The organism is Pseudoalteromonas sp. PS5 (genome assembly GCF_004103255.1).
GTDB classification, from domain to species: domain Bacteria; phylum Pseudomonadota; class Gammaproteobacteria; order Enterobacterales; family Alteromonadaceae; genus Pseudoalteromonas; species Pseudoalteromonas peptidolytica.
The window spans coordinates 1-26,007 of the sequence record NZ_RCSQ01000155.1 but is presented as its reverse complement, the minus strand read 5'-3'; the positions used below and the strand labels follow the sequence as shown (position 1 = coordinate 26,007).

The window sequence follows — 26,007 nt, the reverse complement described above, 5'->3', positions numbered from 1 at the left end:
TCACTGTAAAACGGTACTTGGCACTGACAGCCGAGCAAAAAATTCAGGACTCAGTAAGCTGCTGTTATCACCAGCGCCTTTAATATTAAACACCACAGATGCGCCTTGTTGCGTACTTATCTCAATCGCATCTTGTCCTGTGTGTTGCTGAAAGCGCTCTATTAATCGCATGGGCGACCACACCCCTTCAAAGGTTTGTGTCAATTTTTGGTTGTTAAGATCGGTTAATATCAGCTGTAAAGACTGCTCTGAGAAGTTTTCTGGCCACACAAACTGAGTCTCCACTAGAGGCCCATGCGTGTAGCTCAATTTACGCTCTCCCACCCGGAGCAAAAACTCACTTAAGGCAGCAGACATAGCTTTTGGCGCTACGGTAATAGTAAACTTCAAATTCCCATCTTGGCCATAAAGTGTTTGTTGTAGTTGACGATACGTTGACAAGAACTGGGTGACATCCGGTGCGATGGTTAGGCTTGCCTGTCGTCCAAATACGGGTAATTCAAGCACGTCACCAACCGTTACAAATTGTGCCAGTATTTGTTTATCAAAATCACTAATAGCACTATTTGGTGCAAAGAATGCAGCCAGTGCACTCAGTTTCAAATCTTCACCAGACTTATTAAATGGGTAATAAGCAGCTACATTATTGCGGTACGGGGTTACCACATCTTGCTGCCATTGTTGTTGTAAGTATTCAGAGACCTTACGCTTAACATGGGTAGTGGTTTCACGCAGCACCTGTTCAACAAGTTCAGCCATCAAAGGCTCATCATAACGACTTAACCAAAGTCCAGAAAAGTCTTTAAAGTTAGTGGGGTCGTTAAGCTGCTCAAAATATGTTTGACCAGGAAACACCGTACTATCAGCTTGAGCTTTCCAATCTTTTAATGCTTTTAATTCAGCAACAAAAACTTGGTACTCTGCTGCTAATACATCTGCACTTTGTACGAGAATTGGACTACTAGAAAATGCTTGGCGGATCTTTCCTGCAATCTCGTTAAACTCCTTGGCCTGTTCTATCTCCAGCAACAACGCTTTATTTAACGTTGCATTGGCTTTGTCAGCCAACTGCTGCGCTTTTTGTAATTTAGCCGCCAGTTTTTTTGGTGCATTCGCAGCCGATACTTGCGATTGTTCTGTACTAGGCACATCAATGGACTGGACGTATACGTACGCTCGCAATGTCGTGTAAAGTTGTAATAACGGAGACTGTTCACTTTCTGTAAGTTCAGACAGCAACACCTCTAACGACAGCTCAGGTACAAGATGGATCCCTGAATAATACTGCCGCCAAAAACTGATATAGTCATTGATATAACTAAATTTAATATAATTACCAATGCGGGCAAGTTCACGCTTAGAAGGTGTTTGTTGAAACAGACCATGATTGTCTTGCACTAGTTTCTGCATAAATGCAGACTCTGGTAAAAACGACAGCTGCTGTAATGCCTTGGGAGTAAATAGTTCAGGTACGAGAAATTGGGTATTTTCGCGCGAGACTCCAAACAAGCTCACATGGTTGTTATGCTTTGCTAAAAGCGTCGGCCTAATGTCAATTAACTTAGCAAATTCAGGTAACTGCTTAACATATTCATACATAAGCTGATTGGTGTCTTGCAGTGCAAGCTGTGAATCAATCAGAGCCAATAATTCTTCGTTGGTATCTATCTTGTTGTAACCAAGTAGGTATAGGTCATCAATTAGGCTCAACACGGTCTGAATTTGTGTATCGTCTAGCATACCACTTTGCGCTAACGACTTTGCGAGGTGCTTTTCTACTTGTGTTTTATTTTCTGCTTGCGCAAATGATAGATAGATATCCTTCACATTGATCACATTAAGGTAATCTTCTAATTCTAAGTAAACAAAGAGTTCTTGTTCCAAGTATTTACTCAATGTTGGCTCTAGTGTGGTGGCTAATTGCTGTTGGTATAAATCTCGATAATGCTCTTCTCGATCAATAGAAGCCAAAAAAGGAAATACATACCAAGGTTTGTGCGCTTTACTTTGAGAAAACGCTCTATAGCCAGATTGCAGCAAGGTGAGCGGCTCAATCAGTGAACCCAGTTCATCAAAACTGATCGCTTCTTTGTTTAAAATATACTTATAGTCTTGATGTAACTGACTAAACTCTTGATGCAACGATTGGTTATAATCATAGGCTTGCCACCCGATCCACGCAGAGCCTGTCAATACCGCCCCTGCGGTACCAAGCATAACAAGCTGACGAAAACTATGACGCCAGATCTTCCATTTATTTACTGGTGCTAAATGCGCTAATGGCAGTACTTGGTTGGTAAACGTTTTTGTGATTTCTGCTTTGGGTTTTAAGGTGGTTTCAGCTACGACCGGTAGTAAAGACTGGTTGACCTCAATTAATGTATGAGCCGTTGCAAGATTGACACGTTGCTGCCCGCCTTCCGACTCAACAAGATGAAAACTTTCAATTTTGTACGGTAATACCTGACCATTAAAATCAGCCAGCTCATCAATAAAGTGTGACACCGCAAGCTTTAAATACTGCAGTTGCATCGGCCCTAGCAGCTGCTTACGTTTAAATTCATCATCTAACTGCAACGATACTTGTTGCAGGTTGTTGGCAAATAGCTTTTTAAATAACAAGTCATAAGCTTCACTGAGCGCCTGAGATGACTGTAACCCTTGCTCAGAAAAGTAAATAGAGAGATCAGCAAGCTCAACGCGCTCATTGAGGCTTTCAGCAATACCATCAAGTTTGTTAATACCACATAAGAACAAATGCGCCGGAACAGGATAGCCACTTCGTAAGTAGATAGATTCAAGGCGAGCTTTAAAGTCTGCAATAAACTCTTGTTTTGCTTTTTGCGAGCGCTGGATCACGCTAAACGCATCACTCAGTAGCAATACACCATTTAGTGGCTGCTTGGCACGAATAAAGCTTAACCACGCCAAAAAGTGCTGCTGTTCCTCAACTTTAGCTTGAACATGCCAAATCAGTGCTCCTTGAACATGGTAGACCGTAATATTGGCCGGCATTCCATTGAGTTTAACGCGGTTAAATTGAGCAAATGAGTCGCTGGTATTGCCTTCTGAAATAACCAGATACCAAGCCGTTTTATAAATATTTCCACTTAGCTTCAGCTTTTTCGCAATCCGCTGATAAAGGGTGGAATATTGCTTAAAAAAGTTTCTTCTTTGGTATCTTCCCACCACAAAGCGGTTAATACTCGGTACATAAATCACCAGTAAACTCACCAGCGCAAGCAGTGCTCCAAGCCAATACCAGTGGGTTGCCAACGTTAATAAAAAAGTCATTATTACGAGCAGCATAGCCAATAACATGATGGATGCACCGATCCATAAACGAGCTAATGGGGTCTTCACTGATACTCCTTGATGTAGGGTGAAATATTACAACTTTCGGCAAAGAACTGACTCACCTCTTTCGCTTGGGTAAAACCATTGGCAATAAAGCCAACAAATTGGCTTTGTCCGACTTCTTCGATAACTAAGGGGTAGCGTGCATTGTCACATTGCTGCTTCAACTTCTGCGCCCGAGCCATATTTTTAAACGCGCCAATTTGCACTAAGTAACGAGTCGCCGCCTCTGATGTCATCATCAAATCTGACTGACTATGCTCTAGCGCAACTTGTGGTTGTGACTGCTGTAATGACGGATCACTAGGCGCTGTAGTGTCAAGTTGCTGTATTTGTCGGCCATCATAAAACCTCGCGTTTTCGATGAACATTTTTTTCGGCTGCAACTGCTGGATATGCAAAAAAGTATCTCCCGCCATTTCTTGGTATTCTTGGTTCTGCTGCGCATAGATTTCACCAAAATACTGGTTATAAATAAGCAACCCCGTGATCATCAGCGCCATGAAAGTGAACCAAAAGCTCAGTGGTGAGATCCCACTAAACAGCCCTATGTTTCGGCCTAATTTTTGAGCTGGAGGAGCAGGTGCTTCCAGTGATAGTTTGAATGCACCAAGCTCAGTTAGTGCAAAGCTTACCTCTGCGGTGAGTTTTTTAAGCTCAGTTACCTGACCGTTGTGATACTTTCCTTTAAAGCCCAACTGCAAAATGAGATAGCAGATTTTAAGCAGTGCCAGATGTTTTTTGGGAAACTCCATCAGCTGAAACACTAGGTTAAAGAAGGTATCACCACTGTTACGGATCCCAAATAATTGGCTCACTAGGGTCTTGTTTTGCCACTGAGTAGTATCCAAATGACAACCGTAACTGACTCGCTCATCAAAAAAAGCGGCCCAAACAAAACAGAGTTTATCGAGCAATGCTGGCGATACCGTTCGCTCTCTTCCTCTTTGTTTAATACTTTTCAGCTCAGTAATAACATTGGCTCTAAAGTTTTCTAGTGCCGCAGCATCCTCTAACGACGATACCGACTCAACCATCGCAAGCAATGGTAAGCTAAGTTGTAACAGTGCCTCTTCCTGCCAACTAAACTCTGTTAGCAAGTCTTTTAACGCGGCATTTTTCTCATCTACAAGTGAAAACTGGTTCACCGTATAACTGGCGGTATTCATCATTAACTAATCAAAAATAATTTAACGTCATCGACATGAATACGGGCATCAATATGTAGTGCCAGCATCTCCTTGTTGTCTACTATTTTTACCCACAGCGGATCGTCCAAATCAATCTGAAAGTACTCGGTTGAACCTTGCTCTTTTAGCTCTGGTGGCGCATAAGGCAACGCACTGACTCGCACGCCTGGCGTCGCATTTTTTATACAGTTAATGATGCTTTTATTGCCCGCCAGCTTAAACCCTGTAGTAAATAGCTCTTTAGCTAGGCTTTGCGGACTAGTTACAGCAATTACCATTCGTTTAGTCTGACTAATATCGTGTTGCTTCACCTTAACCAACAACATTCTGCGACTATCAAACAGGGATTTATCCCAGATATACTCAATGACATTTTGCTGCTGCGTAATCGACAATTTATCTTTGATTTTTGCCAGTACGGTATGGAATTTCTCATACAAGCTATCGAATGTCAGCGGTGTCCAAGGGGTACGCATTTCAAAATCGATACTCAGTAGTGCTGCTTCAAACTGCTTAAGTTCAAAGTAAAAACGACCTAACTTATAATGCTGTGTTCGCTGTGTAGCCTCCAGCCAAGGCAGCCAGTGGTAAATCACCGTCAATAGCTGCTGCTCTTTATACCACGCGCTGTTACTTTGCGTATCCACCACAGACTGTAAGCGTGTCAGGAGCTGATTGACCTTAGCATTAGCCAGTGTTTCTAGCTCCTTTACTCGCTCCAGAAGAATATCGGCCGCCCCGATACTCAAGCAATCAGGAATAAAGGCCCGATCTATCACCACTTCACCGTCGCTGCCCACTTCTAATACTTTCCCGACCGCCAGTTTCACAAAACCATCAAGATTTTCTTGCTCTAGTTTCAACGCCACATTTAAGCGTGCAGTTTCAATTTCAAGCTCAGCAGCTTGATTGTTGGTAAAATCAAACACACGCGCAAATTCTGTGGTATACCTTGAGTTAGACGCACCATTGTCAAAGCTATTATTGCCAGCAAGATAAGCAGGTACAACAAGATAAACCATTTGGTCTATCGTCCCTGCGGGGATCTGAAATGCTATTTCATGACTGAGTTTAAAATACTGGCCGTCTGGTAATATCCCTTCACATGACATCACCGAAAATTGACCAAGCTTCAGTAACCCCTCATTGATCTTTAACTGTGCCAAACCGCAATGGGGAGCAAATTCACTAGTTGTCAACGCACTATATTGTTGCGTAACATTTTCAAGGTGCGCTTCCATTTGCTGAAAGTGCTGAGGATATAAAAACGTGCCCTCACGCCAAACAATTTTATTACTCAAAGTTATGCTCCCCAACTAAACAAACTATCCATCCAGCTTTGTTGTGGGATGACAGAGAACTTTATTGAAGTCCCTTGGAGCCCCAGCCAAATCACTGTATTTTCAGATACGTCTTCAGGCACTTCAATCACCGCTTTGGTTGTGCCTTGCTGATAATCACTAAATTCTACTAATACTGCCAAATACCTCACCCCAGGTAACAGCTTAAGGGTTTTTTGTTGTTTGGTATTGGGCATCACCGGATACAAGCGTTGCTTTTCAATTAATTGTTCCGCTAAGATCTGAGTATCAGATTGAAACAAAGAGATAAACTCGCTCTGCATAAACCTATCCGACTTAGTCAGCTGGTAGACACGCACAGCAACTGGGTTGGCGACTTCGTTTGCCCAGTTCAGCTTTTCATTGGCCTCTAACTGTAGTTGGATCGGTAATGAAAAGCGCTGTAGCGGATCAGCACTTGAGCAACCCACCATAAAAAAAACCAACAGTGAAACTAAAATTACTTTTGCATACATTCGATTAATAACGCTTTAAACTGACGCTTAAAGTGTCCTTCGTTCATTTTTCTTGTGTAGTAGTGCTTATATGCAGTCCAGTGCTTGCCACTCCATCGTGAAGGTGGCCCCACCATTTCCTCTATCAACTGTGGGTCAAACTCTTTGAGAAACTCATCCATCACTTGGTCGAGCATCAACAACATTTGTTTTTGTTGCTGCCACGGGCTGCGAGAGGCCTCAAGTAGCTTATCTAGCTTTTGCTCAATAGCTGCATTATTGACGCTACTCTCTGACTCTACCGCATTGCTATGCTCTCGTTGGTACTCTATAAAAGGTGCTTGCTCCGCTTGTTCTGTTTGCGTATTTATCTGTTCCAGTTCAGTCTCTAGATCAGCAAAAATATTGCTAGCATCAAACTCAACCTCATCAATAACATCAAAAAAAGCTTCTTCTTTTGGTTCGGTGGTAAGTGGCGCAGCTGACAATTCAGACTGCATTGAGAGTAATAAGGTGTAACCGAATACGACGATAATATCGCCATCAGAGAGCAACGATGAAGAGTGCGTGATCTGCGGACGGCCATTTAAGCGCACCCCTTCGACTTCAGTGTAAAGGCGCAGCTGCCCACTGTCGGCTTCTTGTTCGATGCGCGCGTAGATGTCATGCTGCTGCGTCTCTTGTTCTGCGTGAGGTAAGATTAAGTCACACTCGATTGAAGCGCCTAACACCACCCCTGACTTGGAAACCGTAGCCATTCTCGAGAGTAGCCGAACATCATCAGGACACTCTGTGACTTGTAACATTGCAGCATTCATTTATTACTTCCTATTATCGGCAACAAGACAATTTGAGGCGGCACTATTAAAAGCCTCAAGAAAAGTGGGGCGCGCTTTTAAAAAGGCGTTTGAGAACAAAACACCCAGTTCTATGGTGCTATACTCGCGCCGAGAAAAGTTGGTATTATGTAGCTTAAACTTGGCCAGCTCATACTCAAATTCATGCTCATCGATTAAAATCGCATCGACTTCATGACCTAATAACAACTTTAACAGCGCATGTCCGTTGCGTGGTTTCATTTGTACGTTGTAGCCTTTACGTTTGATGTCAAACCATTCATCTGAACCAAACTCAGCTGCCACTTTATATTTTTTATACAAGGGGTTGCTGTCACTGATATCCATTTCAGCACCAGAGAAATACCAGTACAAGTGTTTTTTCGCAATGGCAGTAGATAAACTCCCGTAGCGCGATCTTGCTTCACTCCCCGCGACAGCAAAAATGGCGTCCAGCTTACCTGTACGCAACTTAAGCTCGGCTTCTACCCAAGTATCAAATTCTGCACGATACGGAGTTTCCATGCGGCTAAATGCGCACTGAACTTGACGGATCACCTTTCCTTTAACCAGCTCGTTTTCAACGTAGTGGTACGGATAGGCGTCATGCGTTGCCAGTTGCACCACCTCTTTGGCCACCGAGTGTGTTGTCGTTAAGGCAAGACCCAATATAAGGGTCTGTATAAGGTTGATTGTTCGCATCATTTCGTTAATTTATCGTCAGTTCAAAACCTGAGCTATCAGCCGTTCCCGAGATCACCACCGCTGTGATGGCCTCACCTTGACTAATACGTTCAATACAGCGCTCAGCTAGTTGCGGCATCAAATTGCGATTGATGATCTGCTCGATAGCACGGCCACCAATCGTTGGCTCATTGCCTTTTGCTACCACATATTCCACAAACGCCTGATCATAACTAAGCGTCGCACCATATGTTTCCGATAGCTTTTGTGCCACACGTTTTAATGAAATTTCAGTAATTTCAGCCAGCTCATCGGTATTTAACGGATAATAAGGAATAATATTACAACGACCTAAAAAGGCCGGTTTAAAGAAGCTTTGTAACGCAGGTCGCACATTCTCAACAAGCTCCACTAAATCTGGATGTGAATCACTGACATTACAAAAGTCGACAATAGCGCTATCTGCGGCATTGGAAGTCATGATGATCAAGGTGTTTTTAAAATCTATATTGCGACCTTCACTGTCTTGAATGCAGCCTTTATCAAATATTTGATAAAAGATATCATGGACACTCGGGTGGGCTTTTTCCATTTCATCAAGCAGTAGCACACAATAAGGGTTGCGGCGAATAGCTTCCGTTAATACACCACCTTTACCATAACCAACATAACCTGCTGGAGAGCCAAGCAACATAGACACTTTATGTGCCTCTTTAAACTCGGTCATATTGATGACCGTCATATCCTGCTCACCGCCAAAAAGTTGATCTGCCAACGCCAATGCGGTTTCTGATTTACCGACCCCACTTGGGCCACACATTAAAAACACCCCAACTGGTTTACGCTTATCCGTCAGTCCCGCACGCGATACCCGAATGCTCTTAGACAGCTCATGCAGTGCATGTTTTTGACCAATAATTCGCTGATGTAATGCCGTTTCTAATGTCAGCAACTTAGCCACTTCGTCTTTAACCAAATTACCAATTGGGATCCCCGTCCACGCGCCAATGACTTGTGCAATGATGTGCTCATCAACAATTGCATGTACCATTGGCTGCTCACCTTGTAACGCTTTTAATGCTGCCAATTGCGCCGTAAAATCGCCTTGCTCTTCACCAGCTTGGATCTTTGCCAATGTTGAAACTAATTCTTTTTCCTTCTCCCATTGCGCCTTCAATGACACTAATTGGGTTTCAAGTTGCGATTTTTGTTCTTCTTTTTCAGCTATTGCTGTTGCCTGATTAGCCAGCATCTCATGTTCTTTAGCCAAAGATACTAGTGCTTTTTCTAAATAGCGGATCCCTTGCTCTGCTGCTTCGATACTGGCAGGTTTAGCGCTTTGTGTTAATGCAATCCGTGCACATGAAGTATCTAGCACACTAATAGCTTTATCTGGCAACTTGCGACTTGGTAAGTATCGGATAGATAAGTCCACTGCCGCTTGCAGCGCCGCTTCCGTGATGAATACTTGATGATGGCTTTTTAACGATTCAGCTACGCCACGGAGCATCTGAAGCGCATCCTCAGCATTGGGCTCTTCAACCTTGACTACCTGAAAGCGACGAGTCAACGCAGGGTCTTTTTCAAAATACTTTTTATACTCTTCCCAGGTCGTCGCGGCGATAGTGCGAAATTCACCACGTGCTAATGCCGGTTTTAGTAAATTAGCAGCATCATTTTGCCCTTCGGCACCGCCTGCGCCAATTAAGGTATGTGCTTCATCAATAAAAACAATGATGGGAACTTCAGAGTTTTTCACTTCATTGATCACATCTTTTAAACGATTTTCAAATTCACCTTTTACACTCGCACCGGCTTGCAATAAGCCAAGGTCTAGTGAATGAATTTGCACACCAGACAATACAGGAGGTACTTCATTGGCCGCTATTTTTTGCGCAAGTCCCTCGACCACCGCTGTTTTCCCAACCCCAGGTTCACCAACAAAAATAGGGTTGTTTTGACGCTTTCGGCACAAAATATCTATTGCTTGCCTGACTTCATCAGCGCGACCAGATACCACATCAAGTTCATTATCTGCGGCTGCTTGGGTAAGGTTTACGGTATATTTATCTAATGCACCAGTAACGACATTATGTGCTGCGGTGTTTGCAGCGCCCTTCGCCGATGTTTTCGGTGCAACAGACAAAGATTGAATATGTGCTTTTAAACTCTCCACCGAGACATTTTTGAGTGCTGCATATTCTTTTTGTTTAAATGACAATGGATCTGGCTGCAATATCTCCAATAATAAATGGAGTCCAGCAACAGCACTGTGGGAAAACTCGACAGAGGCAAGTAACCAAGCTGATTTAACTAACTCAATTAGCTCAGGACTAATGGTTGGCTGTCCAGAGTGGCTTGGCGACAGTTGGCTTAATTTGGCTTCGAGTTCTTGTACGAACTGCGCAATATTAACCTGTTGTGACTCAAGAAACTGTTGTAGTTTAGGGTCTCTGCCCTTCAATAATGAAAGTAACCAATGCTCGACCTCAATAGCACCAGCTTGACTATTCATCGCATCTGCTGCTGCATATTCCAACGCATTTTTTAAGTTACTATCTAAATAAGAAATTAGTTTTGAAATAGATACTTGAGACATGATTTATCCCTAACTCTACAGAGCCCTTACTGTTCGTTTCTGGTTGCCATTGCGTCGTGTTACATTCGCGTTCACACCTAACACAATGCCCTTTTGATGATGAGTGAGTACCAAATCAGATGGCACGGTTCCAATATATTGTGCTTCCACTTCAACCACGACTTCGTGGCTCACATAGTGGCTGCATAACGACTTGATCGCGCTTAATAGCTCAACTTGCTGCGCTTCTTGCTGCTCTAATTTCGAAAAAATAGCAGCATCTTCGTACATAACAGTGACCGTTAATGTTCTGCCAAGCTGAGCAAACTGTGCACCGAGTACCGCGCCTCGACCAAGCTGACAGGAGCCTAATTGGCTTCTTGCATGTGAAGGTATACTTTTGACCTCAATGTCACTCATCGCTAAGTGAATTGCATGAGGAAAATAATGCCTTAGCAAGCGCTGTAAGTTACTCAGAGAATAATGCTCTGCCCGAGTGATAAGTGTTGCAGGAAGCATGGATAACTCGCCGTAGTGCTCTGTAAGCGAGCTAAAATAGCTTTGCAAGAGCTGGCGCTGTTGTTGTGCTGTGGTCGTTGTTTCTGTACGAAAAATCAAAGAAGAAAATGATTTTATCTGTAAAGATTGATGCACCAAGGTATTATCAAAAATAGCAAGAAATCGTAGATAAGCTCGGTTATTTCGCAGATACGCTTCTTTGAGCCAATCTAAAATAAAATGTGCCAACCCGCCACGCTCACCAAATAAAGTGGCTTCGTTACTGTCTACCACAAAGTGCTTATCAGCCAGCTCTTGATAGTCTATTTTTCTTTTGCCATAGGTGTCTGAAAACAAGTGCTGCTTGAAGCTGATTTTTTTCGCCCCAGCCACCCGCAATAATCGAGTAAAGTGAAGTACCGAAGAAACTTTAGCAAATAGGCGTCGCGTCAACTGCATACTCGCGCTCCTAGTTGCGCATCAAAGCGCTTTGCAGGCCAGTTGTAACTGGTATATTTCACGGTTAATTGACTACAGCGATCAAATGGAGTTTGTGCTGCTAAAAAGTCATTAATAAGCTCAGCAAAAAGTGAAAAATCAGCATTGAGCTCTGAGTTATCTAACGTCAGTGTAAGCGCCATGCCAGGTACAAATATCATTCTTCCTTCAACAAGAAATGGTGCATTGATCTTTTCAGCACACACGTCATAAATTGAATTTAGTTCCTGATGAGTGGCATTAGCGTTGACAAACAATTTTAAAAAGCCAATGAATGACGTTTTGGCGTCTTCTGCTTGTAATAGCTGAGAGAGATTAAAAGACATGAGCTTGAGCAAGCGCCAGTAATTTTTTTCATCTGTTGCGACATTACTCGGCTGGATAGTGACACCGCCAACGTTAAACTCTCCTGCCAACGCTTCTTCAGTATTCACCACGATTTGGTTACCTACATGGACTTTGTTGGCAAGCTGCGCATCATAACAGGTGATCTGTGCAAACGCGGTAAACCCATTAGGGTAAGTCGCTGTCGCCTTGTTTATAGGTAAAACAAGGTGCTTAACCTCATCCAAAGAAGCTGTTTTATTAGCCTCGTCAATATACCCTAGTTTCACACTCTGAGACCAATATAACTGCGACTCAAAATCGACGGTCTGCGTACCTACCACAGGCGGGATCTCTTGCTGCCCCTCGGAGGTCACAACATACACTTTGTCGATGGAATAAATTTGCACATGATGCTGACTGGCATCTGCTATCACGGGATATGACAGCTCTTGATAGTTCACTCTTACGGGCTCAGAAGATTGATGAAATAAATTACTAAATAGTGTTTTGTTTATCTTCACTGAGAGATTTCTTTCTTCCAGCAACACAGCTCCTAGCTCATTTAGGTAAAAGTCGATAAACACACTTTTACCATGACCGACATTAAGCTTATGCGGGTTTTTCAAAATAAAGAACTGGCGCTTTGCAGGGACAGAAAAGTACTCTTTAAGCTTAAAATAGGCGGGAATTTCGTTACTATCAATCGGTGAGATAAGGAAATCGTCGTCAGCCAGTAACGGATGAAAATTACCTTTACCCACATCATATGCAAAGTCGTCATCGGCCACACAAATGGCCACTTTGGTGACGGCTTGGTTAATAATATCGGCAACATTACGGCCAATAGACTCGTTACTAAAGTGCAACTGGATTGGTTGTGCCAGTGCTTGCTGCATATCCACATCACTGCTAAGTGGCGATAATTCGACACGCAAGCAATATGGTGAAAGTTTACTATCTAGGTTGGCAGGCACAGCGTGTTGAAATGGGGTTTGCTCTAACTTAAAGCGCGATACCGACATAGGTGAGAAAGTCACAGGCAAGGAGTTACACAACTTAACCGTGGTGTTATCGTCACCTTTATTAATGACATCCAACTCAACTTCTACTTGTTTATCTAAAAACACCGGTTTGTTAAAGTCGTCGGCATTAGGCTGAAAATGCGCTTGCACCACCATAGGTAACGTTTTAAACAAATTAGGCGAGACAATATCCGCAAACTCTTCTACATGACGTGTTCGTAGGGCATCAATTTCCATCGCATTTTTTGCCGCAACCCATGCAAAACTGTCAATTAACCGTGTGACATTAGGATCTTCTTGGCCTTTGTCATTGAGGTTAATATGCTCAGCTTCTCTTCGAAAATGTTTTCGAAAGCCTTCTAAGCCATAGCGAATGCTCGCTAACTCATCTTCGAAGTGCTTTAACATACGACTAATCATATTGACTCTCGTTTTCAATCAATACAGTAAGACGCGTCAAATCAATATCAGTGTCAAACTGCAATAATTCTTCTTTGCCTTTAATCGAAAGTACCGCTGAGATCTCAAAACGCATCGTATTAGCAATATGTTTTTCTTCGTCTTGCGCAAGATACATAACTTCTATGCTGTGAAGTCTGGGCTCAAATTGACTTATTTTGTTTTTTATCCGCATGGCGATTTGCTCACCACTATTGAGTCGGCTAAATAGCGCAATGTCTTCAAGACCAAAGCAAATACTCGATTGATTGACCAATTCTCGGTCACGTTCCTGTAAAAATGCGGCCTCTGTTTTTAAGATCAGACCGATATTATGGTGGATCGACTGCACCACCTCGGTAGCATGATCCGCAGAGACATCTTCTCTATCCATATAAAATGCACTGAAAAAGCTCATCGCTCTACCGCCGTGGATAAACTTACCGTACTGGCGACCCGGTCAAATTGATACTGTGGCACTAAATCAACATGACAACTGTAACGCTTAAATTCACCGGACTCTTCCACGACACTGACTTTAGCCGACTTTAGTGGCATCTTCGCAAGTGTCATTTCATCCGACACAATTGAATTTGAGCAGTACTGCTCTAACCAATGTGTCAGGTTGTTTTCACAATCATGTGCTTCCATTGAAGAGCCAACCATTTCCCTAAGTTGCACCTTAAGATAATGGGCAATGCGACTGATCATCAGTGTAGTTTGTAGCAAATAGCGATTTTCTGTCTCACTTTCTGTTTTGATAGAGCAATTAGACTGAAAAAAGTATCTTTCATTTAATGGGTTATGGAATATGGGGATCAAACCAAGCTGAGAAATAAACGCCGCATTACTGGCCGAAAGCCGCGTTTTAAACACCACGGGCAGCTCTTCCTTTTTGGCGCCATAATAATGAATGGCGCTGCCCCCTGAGCCATCTAATTTGCGTGATTTTAAGAATCCAAACCACCTAACCCGATTAAACTCAATAATGACATTCTTTAAAAATGTCGTCGCTGTATTTCCCCAACGAAAGCTGTCTTGGGCATCTTCATTAAACACAAAACCCGCGGGGTGATAACGATAAATGCGTCGATAACCGACCTTGTTAAATACCAAGCCAATAAAATGGCTGTTGTCTTTAGCTCTGAGACGATGCCAACTCTCAAATTCATGGGCGGCCAGCACCCGCTTTACCTTCGCGGTATCGCATAAAAAAGACTCTCCTGTCGCCCCGAGGAACGCTTCATCAGCATCCAAGACGATAGGACAGAGGCTTTTCTCGCCAAGTTCTGCAAGTAGCTCAAGGGTATAAATATCATCAAATTCATTAGCATAATCGATATCTAAGCTAATATTATGGTCAATAACGATAAGACCATAAGGCTCTCCACCAAGTGTATTAAACTCACGGTTGGCTATTAGGTTATATAGCTTTGCCTGTTTTACCGACGGCGAAATATTGAGATCTTGAGATATTTCAGCCCAAGAGATATTCAACAGCTTTACTCTTACCGTCTTGTAATTAACGGGTAGGTTAACCAGCTCATGCAGTGATCGCCAACGCGCCTCTAATGCCACAAACTGGCGATGAGACATAACCAATGACAGCTGTTCACTGATCAAATTGTCTATCTCAGCAATTAATAGCTTTACTTGTGCAATCTGGTTTGAGTGATGTACTGTCGTAGACATGGGGAATCGCGTTCCAGCGCTCAATTAGTTAATACAAAGAAGTGGAGTGAGCATACCCACAGGTATTATCTCACCGCCACTTAATGCTTTTAACGCTCAGGTGAGGCGATAAAAACGTTTTTATCATTAGCCAGGTAGGCTTGCTACCATACGCACGGAGGTCGTTAGCTCTTCCATTTGTAACCAAGGACGCAAATGCGCAACGGCTGAATACGCCCCAGGGCGACCAGGTTGTTCGATCACTGAGATTTGTGCTTCAGCAAGTGGGGTTTTAGCGCGCTCTTCATTACCCATAGCACCTGAGTTTGTGTACATCGCAATCCACTCACTCATTTGCTTTTGAATATCTGCCGCTTCCATATTCGAACCAATATTGTCACGCCCCATTACCTTGAGGTAATGAGCGATCCGGCTACTCGCCATGATATATGGCAAACGTGCAGAAATAGCTGCATTAGCGGTCGCATCAGGATCCGTATACTCTTTTGGTTTTTGCGTAGTCTGCCCACCTAAGAACACGGCATAATCTGTATTCTTATAATGTACTAGCGGCAAAAAGCCCAAATCGCTCAGCTCTTTCTCACGCTCATCGGTTAAGTTCACTTCAGTTGGACATTGCTGTGTAATATCACCAGAATCCGTGAGGTACGTAAGATTTGGTAAAGCCTCTACTTTACCGCCGTTTTCCATACCACGAATTGCTGTACACCAACCATAAGCTTCAAATGCTTGGTTCATTTTAAGCGCCATTTCATAGGCCGCATTTGACCAAACAACTTCATCATTACTTGTCGGCTTTGGATTGCCAGCGTTGTCAGTTGCAAGCTCTTCAAACTCAAACGATTTGATTTTTTTACCTTTACCACCGTACGGTAAACGCGCCATGGTGCGAGGCATAGTCAGCGCTACATAACGGGCATCATCGCTTTCTCTGAATGAGTTCCACGAAGCATAACTAGGCGAATCAAAAGCAGGTGCTATTGGTTTACCTTCACTGAAGGTAGAAAAGCTACTTAGTTCGAACATTTCTGGCGCCGCCGCTGCGATAAATGGCGCATGGCTTGCCGCTGCCACTTCTCCCATATAACGCAATAGCGCAACATCTTCATCATTTTGTGAAAACGCGTAGTCACCCAGGATCAGGCCGTACGGCTCCCCTCCAGCTGTGCCATACTCATGTTGATATAGCGTATTGAACAACGGGCTGCGGTCTACTGCTGGCGCATCTTCAAATTGCTCAAGCAGCTCATCTTTTGTGATGTTGAGTAACTTCACTTTTTGAGATGTACCCAGCGCACTGTTGCGGATCAGTTTTTGTAAACCTAACCACGAACCTTCAAGCTCTTGAAAACTGTCTTGCTGCATAATCGCAGAAAGCTGCTGAGACATTTTTTTATCAATCTCAGCCACCGCATTTGCAATAGTGTCAGTGAGGTTTTTATCCCATGTTACCGTGCCAGACATTGCTTCTTTGGTTAAAGAAGTCAGTAGCTCTTTGGTTCTATCAGGTGCCGTTTGACTCGTCGCACTGATAGCACGGTCTAAAAACGAACCGCTATCGCCTGCTGCTGCGCCGCCACCTTGCTGTAATTCTTCAGACATTACTCTTCTCCTTTCACGCCAAGCTCGCTAGACAACGCGCTCAATGAGTCCGCGCTTTGTAAAATGTCTTTAAGGAGCTTTTCAAAATCGCGAGAGCGATCCGCTTTACTTAGCAGCTCATTCAGCTGATTACGGGTTTCCAGTAGCTTTTTCAGTGGTTCGATACGTTGAACCAAAGCGTCAGGCTCAAAGTCTTTCATAGATTCAAAATCTAGATTAACTTCAAACTGGCTGTCATCAGCTTCGATGACATTATCTACTTTCAATGAAAGTGAAGGTTGAATACGGCCCAGTACATCATCAAAGTTATCTTGATCGACTTGAATAAACTCGCGATCTTCAACTTCTTTTGGGTCTTCTCTGTCACCAGAAAAATTACCGAGTACCGCTGATACAAACGGCAGCTCTTTTTTCTCAGTAGCGCCGTTAGTTTCAACATCATACGTAATACTTACGCGGTTTTTACTAACACGCTTATGTTGCGAATTAAGTGCCATAATGATTTACCTTACTTAAGATCAGCCGCAGAAGTAAGCTGGTTAGTGGTTGCATCGTATTTAACAGATGCAGCTTTCTCAAGCTTACCGCCTTCGTCTTCAACGAAGAAGATTTGCTCAATTTTGGTGTAAGTAAGCGAGAATGACTCAGACGGTTGACCGCCATCGCTACCTGAAATACTAAAGTTTGCCATACGTGCTTCTTCAAGAGAGATAACATAGTAAGGCACAATCCCTTTACCATCACGAGACGGCTTAGTCATCACTAGCTCAACGGTTTTACCGTCTGCACCTGGCTGGAATAAGTAAGTTAGTAGGTACGGTGTTGCACCATCATATGTTTTAGAAATGCTGATTTCACCCAGCGCCACCATACCGTTATCTTGGTTGTTTGCATTGCCAATATCTACAGAAACGCCACGCATAGCGCCCCAAGATAGGCTATCTACTGCGAACCAACCTTTTTTGCTGTTTAAATCGGCAACTGTAGCAGCCCCTTTGATGCTGTCATTGCCGTCGATTCTCATGAAAATTGACGCCATTTGTATTCTCCATAGCTATGTTATTTTTCCCTACTTAGTGTAGGCACAAATTTAAATCTTTCATTTCCCTGAACCATAAGTTCAGGACTCTTCGCTACCAAAGTGGTCCTGATGTCGCGCTGCTATCTGTTACAGGCTTTACTTCAGGCTCTGGTTCAACGTTTGCTTGCACGGGTTGCACCGGTTCTGGCACAACGGGTTCAACAACCGCAGGAGTCGGATTAGATACTGCTACACTCTCTTCCGACAATAATTCACCTAAGTCATTGTCTACGCCCGTCAGCTTGCTGATTTCTGCAAGTGCTGGTGAGTCTTTGGCGATTAACTCTCCCATTAAGTCGGAGAACGACATATTTCCCCACCGAATTGCTCTTGCAAGCAAGTAAGGAATAGGACTGTGTGGCTCGGTCTTTTTGAAAAAAACCGCAATTCTATTTAATTCTTCCAGCGCATGTTCACGTGTATACACAGCTTTTGCGACAACTGGCTGCGTGGCAACTACAGCGGCTTGCGGTGCTTGATAGGTGGCCTGTGGCGCGCTCTTGGCGGTTTCATTTGGCGTAGCGACAACAGGCTCTGCTGACTGTACTTCCTCAGTGATTGCTGACTCTTGCTGCTCAACATCAGGAAAAAAGTACTGATACATCAACTTTATTTGCTTGATCGTATCGCGTATAAAGCGAAAGCCAAGCAACGCCAAGCCATGTTTGTTGCGATAACCATTGATGAATAAATCAACGTCTTTAAGCTTGCTTTCAATCTCGCTCAACAGGTTAAAGCGCTCACTCAACTCGCCTTTTCGCGACTGCAGCGTGGCTGCAAATTCCGCTTTTTTCGCCTCAAGACTGCCATCTTTTTGCGCCAGCAAGTAGTCACCAAAGGTGTATTCATCTAACAACGGATAGTGCATCAATGGTACGTTCAACAAGCCAGAATTTGGACTGTCGCCAGTTAGCTGCTCAAGCGGTTTGGTTTGGTTATCACAATGCTTTTGTGCAGCCTCTGTGGCATCCAGCTTGGCGACTTTCTTCTCAGGAAGCCTTGGATGAATAGATTCTCCAAGTTGCTTAAGTGCAAACAAAAAATCGCCTAACCCTTTATTAAATAAAGATAAGTCATCTTTTTTGTACGCCAGTGAAGCAAGCCACCATACAAACACTTCGATGTCACGAGAATCATTTTTAAGCGTTTCACCTGCACTTTGCTGCAACTGATACCAATCATCAGCGTTTTGGCGCTGAAGCACTTGGTCTTGAGCCGAGGTAGGCGTTTCTAACAACTTACGCAGGCTGGACTGTGCGACGTTGAGTAAATTACGTAGTTCCCGAAACTTAGTCCGCTCTTCTTTAAGAAAAACACCGGCATCAAGCTCAGTACTCGGAGAAAAAAGTAACATAGGCGGCTAATTTCAACCCTATACGCGTTATTATTTATTCTTCATTCCATTGTGGAGCAGAATGATCCAAAGTCAAGATATTAATACCTTGTTAAATTATAGGGTTAGATCGCAAAACCGTTAATTTATAGAGAAAAAACCATTGTTTTTCGCTATAAATACAAGCATAAACCGCCCTAAATGACGAGAAAATATCAAGCAACTATGGACAAAAAATGAATTTATTCAGACTTTTTGCTGTTTTTCAAAAAAATCTAAAAAACACTTTAATTATAGTTTTTTAACTTTGATTCAACTTTTACATTCCACTATAGTTGCGCCAATTGGCGTCATACAAAGAGGTTTAAATGAAAGACAATTTCATCAGGGATGGCATTAGAGGCAACTTAGTTGTTAAAGACTTTGTGCCTGCCACAAAAATCGGTAAGTTTGATCTCAAAGTGGAACCACACAAAAAGAAAATCACCGTGATTGTCAAAATCTTTTATCGGTTTATCGACAACACCGAAGATCAACTCTCTTGGTCCATGAATGAAAAGAATGAATTTAAACGCAATGCCCGGCGCGTCATTTTAGAGAAGTGGGCAAACAATTATAAGATCCGCTGCACTAAACAAAACTGGGAAGAGTTTGTGATGGACATTAACTTTGTCATTGCAGAAGTGAACAACCCAGCATACTGCCGTTATATTGTCGAGGTGAAAAAGCTTGCACGGTATAAATCTAGTGGTGGTATTAATCATGGTATGGTTCCGCATGTTTGCGGCGTTAACAATTTCGCCAATGAAATTGACACCACCAAAAACCAAGAGCGGATTTTCAACTACAAAGAGGGGTTACTGCGCTCAGGGTTAAGGGGCTTGCTGCCTGCGGGTGATGGTGACTACATTACTTTTTCATCGGATCAACACATTCTAACCAGTGGTATGAAAAGCTATTTAGACCGTTTTTTAACGGTTGTAAGAGCACGTAGAACACCAGATGTACTTGGTATTAAAGCGTACATTATTGGCCTGAAAGGCAAAAATGACAGCACCTTTACATACAATTTAGAATCACGCCGAGCAAATTCAGTTGCCAACTATATTAACCAGCGCATTGTCGGCGACAACTTTGCTATTGTGGCTAACACGTCTCAGCAGTGGGCAAAAGACGCAGTGACCTTTTTAAAAACTCGCGATCGTAACCACACGGTGTCTGGTCAAGATGGTGGCGTACTTATTGTTATTCGCACTCCGCATAACGTCGATCGCACCGTACCGCATAAATACATTGTGATGACGCATGAATTTGGGCATATGCTTGGACTACCTGACGAATATTTTGGTGTGCACAGCAACTCCACGATGGCAAAGCTAAGGCTAGATAATGTTTGGCCAAGTACTATACGCTCACAAAGGGTATCGACAGGGAACAAACGCCTCAGAGAGATGCAAGACGGCTTTACGCAAATGGCCACGCAGGCCAATGTGTCTTTGCCTAACCTGATTTCTAAAACCACCATAGTCAAACGGCCAGAGGCTGAACAAACTTATCAAGAAATACAAGATAAAAATGACCAAATCACTCGACGCAAGCAACAGTTAAAAGATACCTTTGGTCAAAATAGTTGGGCCTACAAAAAGTATAAAGACTCGCACCCTAGACTTTATGCCCCCCCGAGCACAGAAGCGATTTCTAACAGCATCATGCACAGTGGCAGCGATATTCAAAAGGTGCATTTTGTGACAATTTGGTCGGCGTTGTGCAAAGCAACTGAAACTCACCTAGATGTCACTGAGTGGGAGATTGTCCCCGCTGAATAGAGCATATCACTCCTGACGTGTGAGTAAGAAAGAGGTGAGCAACGACAACCGTCTTTAGTGAACAATAAGTCGAACTAAGCCATTGAATACAAATTAAAAGGAAACGTTTATGACCATTAGAGGTATCGCTGATATACAAGCTCAATATGAAGCTGATTTCTAGGATAATGTAAGAAAGTCAGGTCAAGTAGCCTGACTTAAACAAACTAGTCTCCGATGAACTCGGGGCGATTCATATAAGCAAGATGGTAGTTTGTATACAGGTAGCATTACTGGTGAGGGAGCCGTAAAAACAGATGGGACAAGTACAAATTTATTTTCTCAGTAGCCAATGCCACCTTTGCTTTAAATTCAGGTGAGTGATTTCTTCGTGTTTCAGTCATAATCTGTCCCAAGTGTTTTTGGTTACTGTAAAAAATGGAGCAATCACCTAAAGTTATGTCCTAAAATTAGGTTCCAGTTCATACCACGAAGTCAAGCACTTTTCCTTCCTTGGACAATAAAAAATTGTATGGTTCGGAGCGCTTCTCACGCCAGCTAAATAGGCTATATTGATCATAACGAGTAAAGGTGTTCTCCAGCATTCTTGCAATGCGTTTAGTTCCTTTATGCTGGGCAGTGCCAAAAGAGCAGAGGCTAAACCGAAATGTTGAGTCAGGGTTTAGAAAAACGGGACTCTGGGCCTGAAAATGTCTGCTCAACCTAACGCTCTTCTCTTAAAGATCGGCGTCATAGTACTTTGTAGCCTTAATGTCATTACCAATTCACACAGGTTAAAGATATGAATAGATTAAATTACAGGACATTGATATTTATCATGGTTTGTTTGTTCATGCGTCAGGGGTTAGCAACAACACCCGTGCAAGTCGCAGGCACACCAACAGTTACGGCTCAGGTCTCCGGAAATTGGAGCGAGCCGAATACTTGGGGAGGCGAATTGCCAGGAGATGATGCTCGGGTGTTTATCCCGGCAGGAGTAACTGTGATTGTTGACAGAAAAATACCACAGGCATACAAATCAATACGCATTGACACCGGCGGCGCAGTTAAGTTTGCGACCGATGTGGATACTGAGTTGAAAACGGAGTATCTGTTTAGTGCTATGAATGCCTTGTTGGAAATAGGCTCGAATACAGGACCTGTTTTGGATAATGTGACTGCGAGCCTGGTTTTTGCAGAGCGCGGCGGAACATCGAGTATGGAGGATCCCAATCGTTATGCGCCAGGTGCGGTACTTATGGGCAAAACGACGATGCACGGTGCTCAAAAGCGCAGCTGGCTAATATTGGCTGACCACCCTGTTGCGGGGGCCACTGAGTTTAGGTTTAACTCTGCACCAACAGGATGGAGAGTGGGAGACAAATTGGTTGTAACGGGAACTGATCCAATTACACAAACAACCAGCACAGAAGAGTTCGAGAAAGATGAAGTCGTAACTATCACTAATATAGAAGGCTCTGTAATCACTTTTACACCTGCTTTAGTGAGGGATCATAAAGCCCCAGCTCAGGCGCCTGATTTAGATGTACATGTTGCAAACCTGACGCGAAATATTGTCATTTCGTCAGAAAATATTCAAGTTACTTCGCTCAGTGGTGAATTCAGAAAGCCACGAGGACACATGATGTTTATGCACACGCTGGATGTGGATTTACGTTATATAGAAGCGAATAATCTTGGCAGAACAGACAAAGGGACCATTCTGGATGACTGGGACTTTTCAGATTTGGATGCAAATCAGAATACCGGAATGCCAGTGCAAGACGGTTTGCGAAATCCACGTGGTCGGTATTCTATTCACTTTCATCGAGGTGGGCTGGATACCTCAGTGTTTCCTGCAAAACCTATTTTTCCGTTCCCTAAAGCAGCACATGTTGAAGGAAGTGTGGTGAATACCGATCCAGGGTGGGCCTATGTAAACCATTCTGCGCGGGTCAATTTTGTGCGGAACGTTAGTTATAATGTGGTTGGTGGGGCCTTCAACACAGAATCAGGTAATGAAACAGGGTCGTTTATAGAAAACATCGCTATCCGAACTGTAAACCCGACAAACCCAATCATGCGTGCGCCTAGACCAAGAGATTCCTATATTGACGGAGGCCCGACAAACTCGCTTGTTGATTTGAGAGAGCACCGACAGGACTTTGCTTGGCAGGGAGATGGATTCTGGTTTCACAGTACCGGAGTTAAGGTTGAGGGTAATGTCGTTTCGGGTAGTACCGGACATGCGTATGTATACTGGACTGAAGGCCTTGTTGAAAAAGGTTTAGGTATGGCACGCGGAGACATTGATGCACATGTGCCTGAATCTGAATTCCCTGCACAGCATCAGGCTCTGAAAGCTTGGCAAGCGGAAAATCCGAATTTTGTATTGGATATTTGGTATCTGCAACCCAGACCATTTAAAAATAATACTGCTTACAACTTTGCACGTGGTGTGCAAACGTATTATACCCACACTGAATTTCATCGTAAAACGGACCCATCTGAAACCGATCCGAATTCCTGGATGAATGATCTGCCAGCCAGTTATAAAGATCAACTCGATATGGTTTTTGATGGGACGGTTTTATGGAATATCGGGCGTGTTGGCTTTGAGCATAATCACAGTACTAATATTACTATTAAGAACTCCAGAATTCTTGGCTATGGTGCAAGGTCAGGATATGAAGACTATGGGGTTAATCCAGCACCTGCCTATGTCAATGATGAGCCCGAAGTGGTGGGTATTGATATGGATTACTACCACAACACACATCGTTGGACGTTGAAAGACAACATTATTGAAGGGTTTTCCGGTCAATCGGTTGGTATGTCTTTGCCGAAGAATGCTCAGGTTACGATTGATGGTGGCGTGTTTAATAATTCAGGCACAGACATTTTGATAAATGCCGCCAGTGAACATATCCAAAATGAAGATGGAGAGGGTTTTGGGGTGGGCATGCTATCGAAATCACCGACTCGCTCCGAAGTTACCCTGCAAGGTAATATTACCTTTGGTAACCCAACAAACAACATCGTCATGAATGCAGAGATAATCTATGATGAAGTACCTCAAAAGGCATTCCCTATGATTGCAGGTGCCAAGGTTGATCCGCTGTATTTCTTTGCGCCCCAGCAGGTAACACTTAATTTTGGCCCTTTTAGCCAAGTAACAGCATATTTTGATGAACAAGATGGCGACTATGTGCCGATCCGCTCGGGCTTGTCTGGGAATATATGTGCGATCAGTGAGATGACAGAGTGTGTTAGCAATGAGTATGCAGACAAAACAAATTTACAGCTTAAACAGGCGTTTAGCCGCTCTTTTTTAGGTGCAATCACGCCTACAGACGCCACAACGCATACAATGGTGATTGGTGGTAAGCTAGGAGCTGCCGGTGATGATACCGGAGATGATGATACCGGAGATGATGATACCGGAGATGATGATACCGGAGATGACAGCAGTACAGGAAATGACGGTTTAGATAGCCAGCCAACGGTCGACCCGAATGCGCAAAGCAGTGGAGGAAGCTTTGGAATTGTCATCTTAGGGTTTTTAAGCTTGATTTGCATACGCAGGCGAATATTTGTTGGCCTGCTTACTATGTAAGGTCGATTTAACCCTAAGCTAAATGGGACAGGCACAAATTTATTTTAGCAGTCTTAGGTGCGCTGATTGCTTACAGCCACAAAGAAAAAAGCCATCAACTTCTGTTGATGAACTGATGGCTTAAACCGAACTCGGGTTATTTAATAAACTAAATTATGGCTCCGGCTTTTTCCTCACCTTGTAAAAGCCGAGTCTAACACCGTGGGTGAGTGATTATCTTTTCTTGTATTTAAACGCGTGTAACTGCCCGCAAAAACCAAATCAGCTTAACCAACACCAAATACTATTGTAACTCCACCCAATTTAGTACAGCTCTTTCGTAGGGTGCTGAAACTAATGACACCTACCGCTAATCATAATAGGTGTCAGTGTTGCTCGTGTGTTGCTTCCAGATGCTAAAATTTAGCTAATCGCGATCATAATATAACCACCAGTTAGCTCCCCTGATGATAGTCTTTGCATATTATTGTTAAATTAGCAACGAGTTTACTGAGTATAGCGTGCAGTTGCGAAAGCAGAGGCATGACTTGCTCTGATAGCCTCAGTTCAGTCACTTACTTGTTAAGATTTTCACGGTTTGTCAACAAACTCTAATTTAGTACTGTAACTGTAATGAGCATTTCTAACAGACGCATCTATCAAATCTAACTCTCGTTTTATTTTGGGATCTGATTCTTGTCCTTCAACAATCGTGTGGGTAAATATGACGACCCTAAATAGATTTTCTGGTAATGCCAATGCTACCAACCATCTGTATAACGAAAGCTTTTCACCCTCTTCTTCACCTAGTAATGTTGCCTTCTTTAGATATACACCCTTTGCTAGTGTCTCAACAGTGCCGGGAAGTAGAGTATCTTTTATTTTTGTATTTCTTTCGTCCTCAGAATTGCTGGCAAATTCAAATACGCTAATTCTTAAGGTTCCAGTATTAGGTAAGTCTTCATAAAATGTACCCTGGACGCCTAGTTCGTCCTCAACTTTCCAATTCGCGGGGATTTGAAATGAAACGGCATCTCGATAGTTGACTGTTTTCATATCTTGCATTTTTAACCCATTAGCTAATGAAATGAGAGGTACAAATAGAAGAGATAAAATTCTCATACGTCGCGTTTTAATCATAAAGAAAATCCCAGCGCCTCACTGTTAGCCGTGTAAATGCTTGACTAAAATTTGCGAGAAACGAGCACAGCCAAGCTTTTTGTGTCCGTCCTTTTTAATTTGATTTATTATATGCCTGTTGTATCTATTTTATGACCATAAATAACAAGGTGATTAATAATTTCTAGAGACTCGGGTTACCAATTAACTCATTGGTTAACTCATTGGTTAACTCACTACCTCCCCGCTCTTCTGTCATTAGATGATCATGTGCATTTCCAGTTTTTTCGACTTGCGCTGCAATAGCCTCTAATCGAGATGCTAACCAGCGACACTTTTCTGGTGAGGCATGTATAAAAATTTGCTCTGCTTTTTCTAAAGCTAGCATCAGAACCCTTTTGGCATATAACTCTGCAAATAAATGGCAAAAATTAGCTAGCTAAAATTTGTGAGGTACGAACAAAGCCAACTATTTTTGTCCACACTTTTAATTTGCTTTGTTAGTTACACTATTGCATGCAGATAGGAATAAGGAACAAGTCGCTGACACCCACCAC

Annotated in this window: 19 protein-coding genes; 2 read left to right on the top strand and 17 right to left on the bottom strand. The window is 43.1% G+C overall.

What is annotated here, in order from left to right; translation table 11 throughout:
- The 15 genes from D9603_RS17405 to D9603_RS17335 form a co-directional block, all read right to left on the bottom strand.
- Positions 1-3,363 carry an ImcF-related family protein gene (locus D9603_RS17405; protein WP_128732271.1) on the bottom strand — a complete coding sequence of 1,121 codons (3,363 nt, stop codon included), beginning with the start codon at positions 3,361-3,363 and terminating at the stop codon, positions 1-3.
- On the bottom strand, positions 3,360-4,529 hold the full coding sequence (locus tag D9603_RS17400; protein WP_241651701.1) for a DotU family type IV/VI secretion system protein: 1,170 nt from the start codon (positions 4,527-4,529) through the stop codon (positions 3,360-3,362). Before D9603_RS17400 ends, D9603_RS17405 begins: the two co-directional genes overlap by 4 nt.
- A complete protein-coding gene (tssK, locus tag D9603_RS17395; protein WP_125250759.1) occupies positions 4,529-5,848 on the bottom strand; it encodes a type VI secretion system baseplate subunit TssK in 1,320 nt (439 codons plus the stop codon). The genes D9603_RS17400 and tssK overlap by 1 nt, the downstream gene beginning before the upstream one ends.
- Before the next feature lie 2 nt (positions 5,849-5,850).
- Positions 5,851-6,363, bottom strand: a complete 513-nt coding sequence (tssJ, locus tag D9603_RS17390) for a type VI secretion system lipoprotein TssJ (RefSeq protein WP_125250760.1) — start codon at positions 6,361-6,363, stop codon at positions 5,851-5,853.
- Positions 6,348-7,160, bottom strand: coding sequence for a hypothetical protein (locus D9603_RS17385; protein ID WP_128732270.1), 813 nt, complete (start codon positions 7,158-7,160; stop codon positions 6,348-6,350). The genes tssJ and D9603_RS17385 overlap by 16 nt, the downstream gene beginning before the upstream one ends.
- A gap of 3 nt (positions 7,161-7,163) precedes the next feature.
- The gene (locus tag D9603_RS17380) at positions 7,164-7,883 is read right to left on the bottom strand and encodes a transporter substrate-binding domain-containing protein (protein WP_128732269.1); all 720 of its coding nucleotides are present in this window, start codon (positions 7,881-7,883) and stop codon (positions 7,164-7,166) included.
- A gap of 4 nt (positions 7,884-7,887) precedes the next feature.
- A complete protein-coding gene (gene tssH, locus D9603_RS17375) occupies positions 7,888-10,461 on the bottom strand; it encodes a type VI secretion system ATPase TssH (protein ID WP_128732268.1) in 2,574 nt (857 codons plus the stop codon).
- 15 nt (positions 10,462-10,476) lie between these two features.
- A complete protein-coding gene (locus tag D9603_RS17370) occupies positions 10,477-11,397 on the bottom strand; it encodes a type VI secretion system baseplate subunit TssG (protein WP_128732267.1) in 921 nt (306 codons plus the stop codon).
- Positions 11,388-13,205, bottom strand: coding sequence for a type VI secretion system baseplate subunit TssF (locus D9603_RS17365; RefSeq protein ID WP_128732266.1), 1,818 nt, complete (start codon positions 13,203-13,205; stop codon positions 11,388-11,390). The genes D9603_RS17370 and D9603_RS17365 overlap by 10 nt, the downstream gene beginning before the upstream one ends.
- Positions 13,198-13,641: a type VI secretion system baseplate subunit TssE gene (tssE, locus tag D9603_RS17360; protein WP_125250766.1), complete on the bottom strand. Its 444-nt coding sequence runs from the start codon at positions 13,639-13,641 to the stop codon at positions 13,198-13,200. The genes D9603_RS17365 and tssE overlap by 8 nt, the downstream gene beginning before the upstream one ends.
- Complete coding sequence (locus tag D9603_RS17355; RefSeq protein WP_128732265.1) at positions 13,638-14,915, bottom strand: type VI secretion system contractile sheath large subunit; 1,278 nt, start codon at positions 14,913-14,915, stop codon at positions 13,638-13,640. Before D9603_RS17355 ends, tssE begins: the two co-directional genes overlap by 4 nt.
- 126 nt (positions 14,916-15,041) lie before the next feature.
- Positions 15,042-16,517, bottom strand: a complete 1,476-nt coding sequence (tssC, locus tag D9603_RS17350) for a type VI secretion system contractile sheath large subunit (RefSeq protein ID WP_128732264.1) — start codon at positions 16,515-16,517, stop codon at positions 15,042-15,044.
- The gene (tssB, locus tag D9603_RS17345; RefSeq protein ID WP_125250769.1) at positions 16,517-17,014 is read right to left on the bottom strand and encodes a type VI secretion system contractile sheath small subunit; all 498 of its coding nucleotides are present in this window, start codon (positions 17,012-17,014) and stop codon (positions 16,517-16,519) included. Before tssB ends, tssC begins: the two co-directional genes overlap by 1 nt.
- 11 nt (positions 17,015-17,025) lie before the next feature.
- A complete protein-coding gene (locus D9603_RS17340; protein ID WP_125250770.1) occupies positions 17,026-17,556 on the bottom strand; it encodes a type VI secretion system tube protein Hcp in 531 nt (176 codons plus the stop codon).
- A 94-nt stretch (positions 17,557-17,650) separates the two neighbouring features.
- Positions 17,651-18,952 carry a type VI secretion system ImpA family N-terminal domain-containing protein gene (locus D9603_RS17335; protein ID WP_128732263.1) on the bottom strand — a complete coding sequence of 434 codons (1,302 nt, stop codon included), beginning with the start codon at positions 18,950-18,952 and terminating at the stop codon, positions 17,651-17,653.
- Positions 18,953-19,299: 347 nt separating this feature from the next.
- Between D9603_RS17335 and D9603_RS17330 the strand changes: the two genes are divergently transcribed.
- Entirely contained in the window at positions 19,300-20,757 is a 1,458-nt protein-coding gene (locus tag D9603_RS17330; RefSeq protein WP_128732262.1) for a hypothetical protein, read from the top strand.
- Between the two features lie 781 nt (positions 20,758-21,538).
- Positions 21,539-24,352 (top strand): G8 domain-containing protein, encoded by a 2,814-nt coding sequence (locus tag D9603_RS17325; RefSeq protein WP_128732261.1) that lies wholly within the window; start codon positions 21,539-21,541, stop codon positions 24,350-24,352.
- A 570-nt stretch (positions 24,353-24,922) separates the two neighbouring features.
- Here D9603_RS17325 and D9603_RS17320 read toward each other — a convergent pair.
- Positions 24,923-25,387 (bottom strand): hypothetical protein, encoded by a 465-nt coding sequence (locus D9603_RS17320; RefSeq protein WP_128732260.1) that lies wholly within the window; start codon positions 25,385-25,387, stop codon positions 24,923-24,925.
- A gap of 247 nt (positions 25,388-25,634) precedes the next feature.
- Positions 25,635-25,838, bottom strand: coding sequence for a hypothetical protein (locus D9603_RS17315; protein ID WP_128732259.1), 204 nt, complete (start codon positions 25,836-25,838; stop codon positions 25,635-25,637).
- Between the last annotated feature and the right edge of the window lie 169 nt (positions 25,839-26,007).

Excerpts from the sequence above, each read along its gene's own strand:
- D9603_RS17400 (WP_241651701.1), bottom strand. The coding sequence starts at position 4,529 with ATGATGAATACCGCCAGTTATACGGTGAACCAGTTTTCACTTGTAGAT.
- tssJ (WP_125250760.1), bottom strand. The coding sequence starts at position 6,363 with ATGTATGCAAAAGTAATTTTAGTTTCACTGTTGGTTTTTTTTATGGTG.
- D9603_RS17385 (WP_128732270.1), bottom strand. The coding sequence starts at position 7,160 with ATGAATGCTGCAATGTTACAAGTCACAGAGTGTCCTGATGATGTTCGG.
- D9603_RS17380 (WP_128732269.1), bottom strand. The coding sequence starts at position 7,883 with ATGATGCGAACAATCAACCTTATACAGACCCTTATATTGGGTCTTGCC.
- tssH (WP_128732268.1), bottom strand. The coding sequence starts at position 10,461 with ATGTCTCAAGTATCTATTTCAAAACTAATTTCTTATTTAGATAGTAAC.
- D9603_RS17370 (WP_128732267.1), bottom strand. The coding sequence starts at position 11,397 with ATGCAGTTGACGCGACGCCTATTTGCTAAAGTTTCTTCGGTACTTCAC.
- D9603_RS17365 (WP_128732266.1), bottom strand. The coding sequence starts at position 13,205 with ATGATTAGTCGTATGTTAAAGCACTTCGAAGATGAGTTAGCGAGCATT.
- tssE (WP_125250766.1), bottom strand. The coding sequence starts at position 13,641 with ATGAGCTTTTTCAGTGCATTTTATATGGATAGAGAAGATGTCTCTGCG.
- D9603_RS17355 (WP_128732265.1), bottom strand. The coding sequence starts at position 14,915 with ATGTCTACGACAGTACATCACTCAAACCAGATTGCACAAGTAAAGCTA.
- tssC (WP_128732264.1), bottom strand. The coding sequence starts at position 16,517 with ATGTCTGAAGAATTACAGCAAGGTGGCGGCGCAGCAGCAGGCGATAGC.
- tssB (WP_125250769.1), bottom strand. The coding sequence starts at position 17,014 with ATGGCACTTAATTCGCAACATAAGCGTGTTAGTAAAAACCGCGTAAGT.
- D9603_RS17340 (WP_125250770.1), bottom strand. The coding sequence starts at position 17,556 with ATGGCGTCAATTTTCATGAGAATCGACGGCAATGACAGCATCAAAGGG.
- D9603_RS17335 (WP_128732263.1), bottom strand. The coding sequence starts at position 18,952 with ATGTTACTTTTTTCTCCGAGTACTGAGCTTGATGCCGGTGTTTTTCTT.
- D9603_RS17330 (WP_128732262.1), top strand. The coding sequence starts at position 19,300 with ATGAAAGACAATTTCATCAGGGATGGCATTAGAGGCAACTTAGTTGTT.
- D9603_RS17325 (WP_128732261.1), top strand. The coding sequence starts at position 21,539 with ATGAATAGATTAAATTACAGGACATTGATATTTATCATGGTTTGTTTG.
- D9603_RS17320 (WP_128732260.1), bottom strand. The coding sequence starts at position 25,387 with ATGAAAACAGTCAACTATCGAGATGCCGTTTCATTTCAAATCCCCGCG.
- D9603_RS17315 (WP_128732259.1), bottom strand. The coding sequence starts at position 25,838 with ATGCTAGCTTTAGAAAAAGCAGAGCAAATTTTTATACATGCCTCACCA.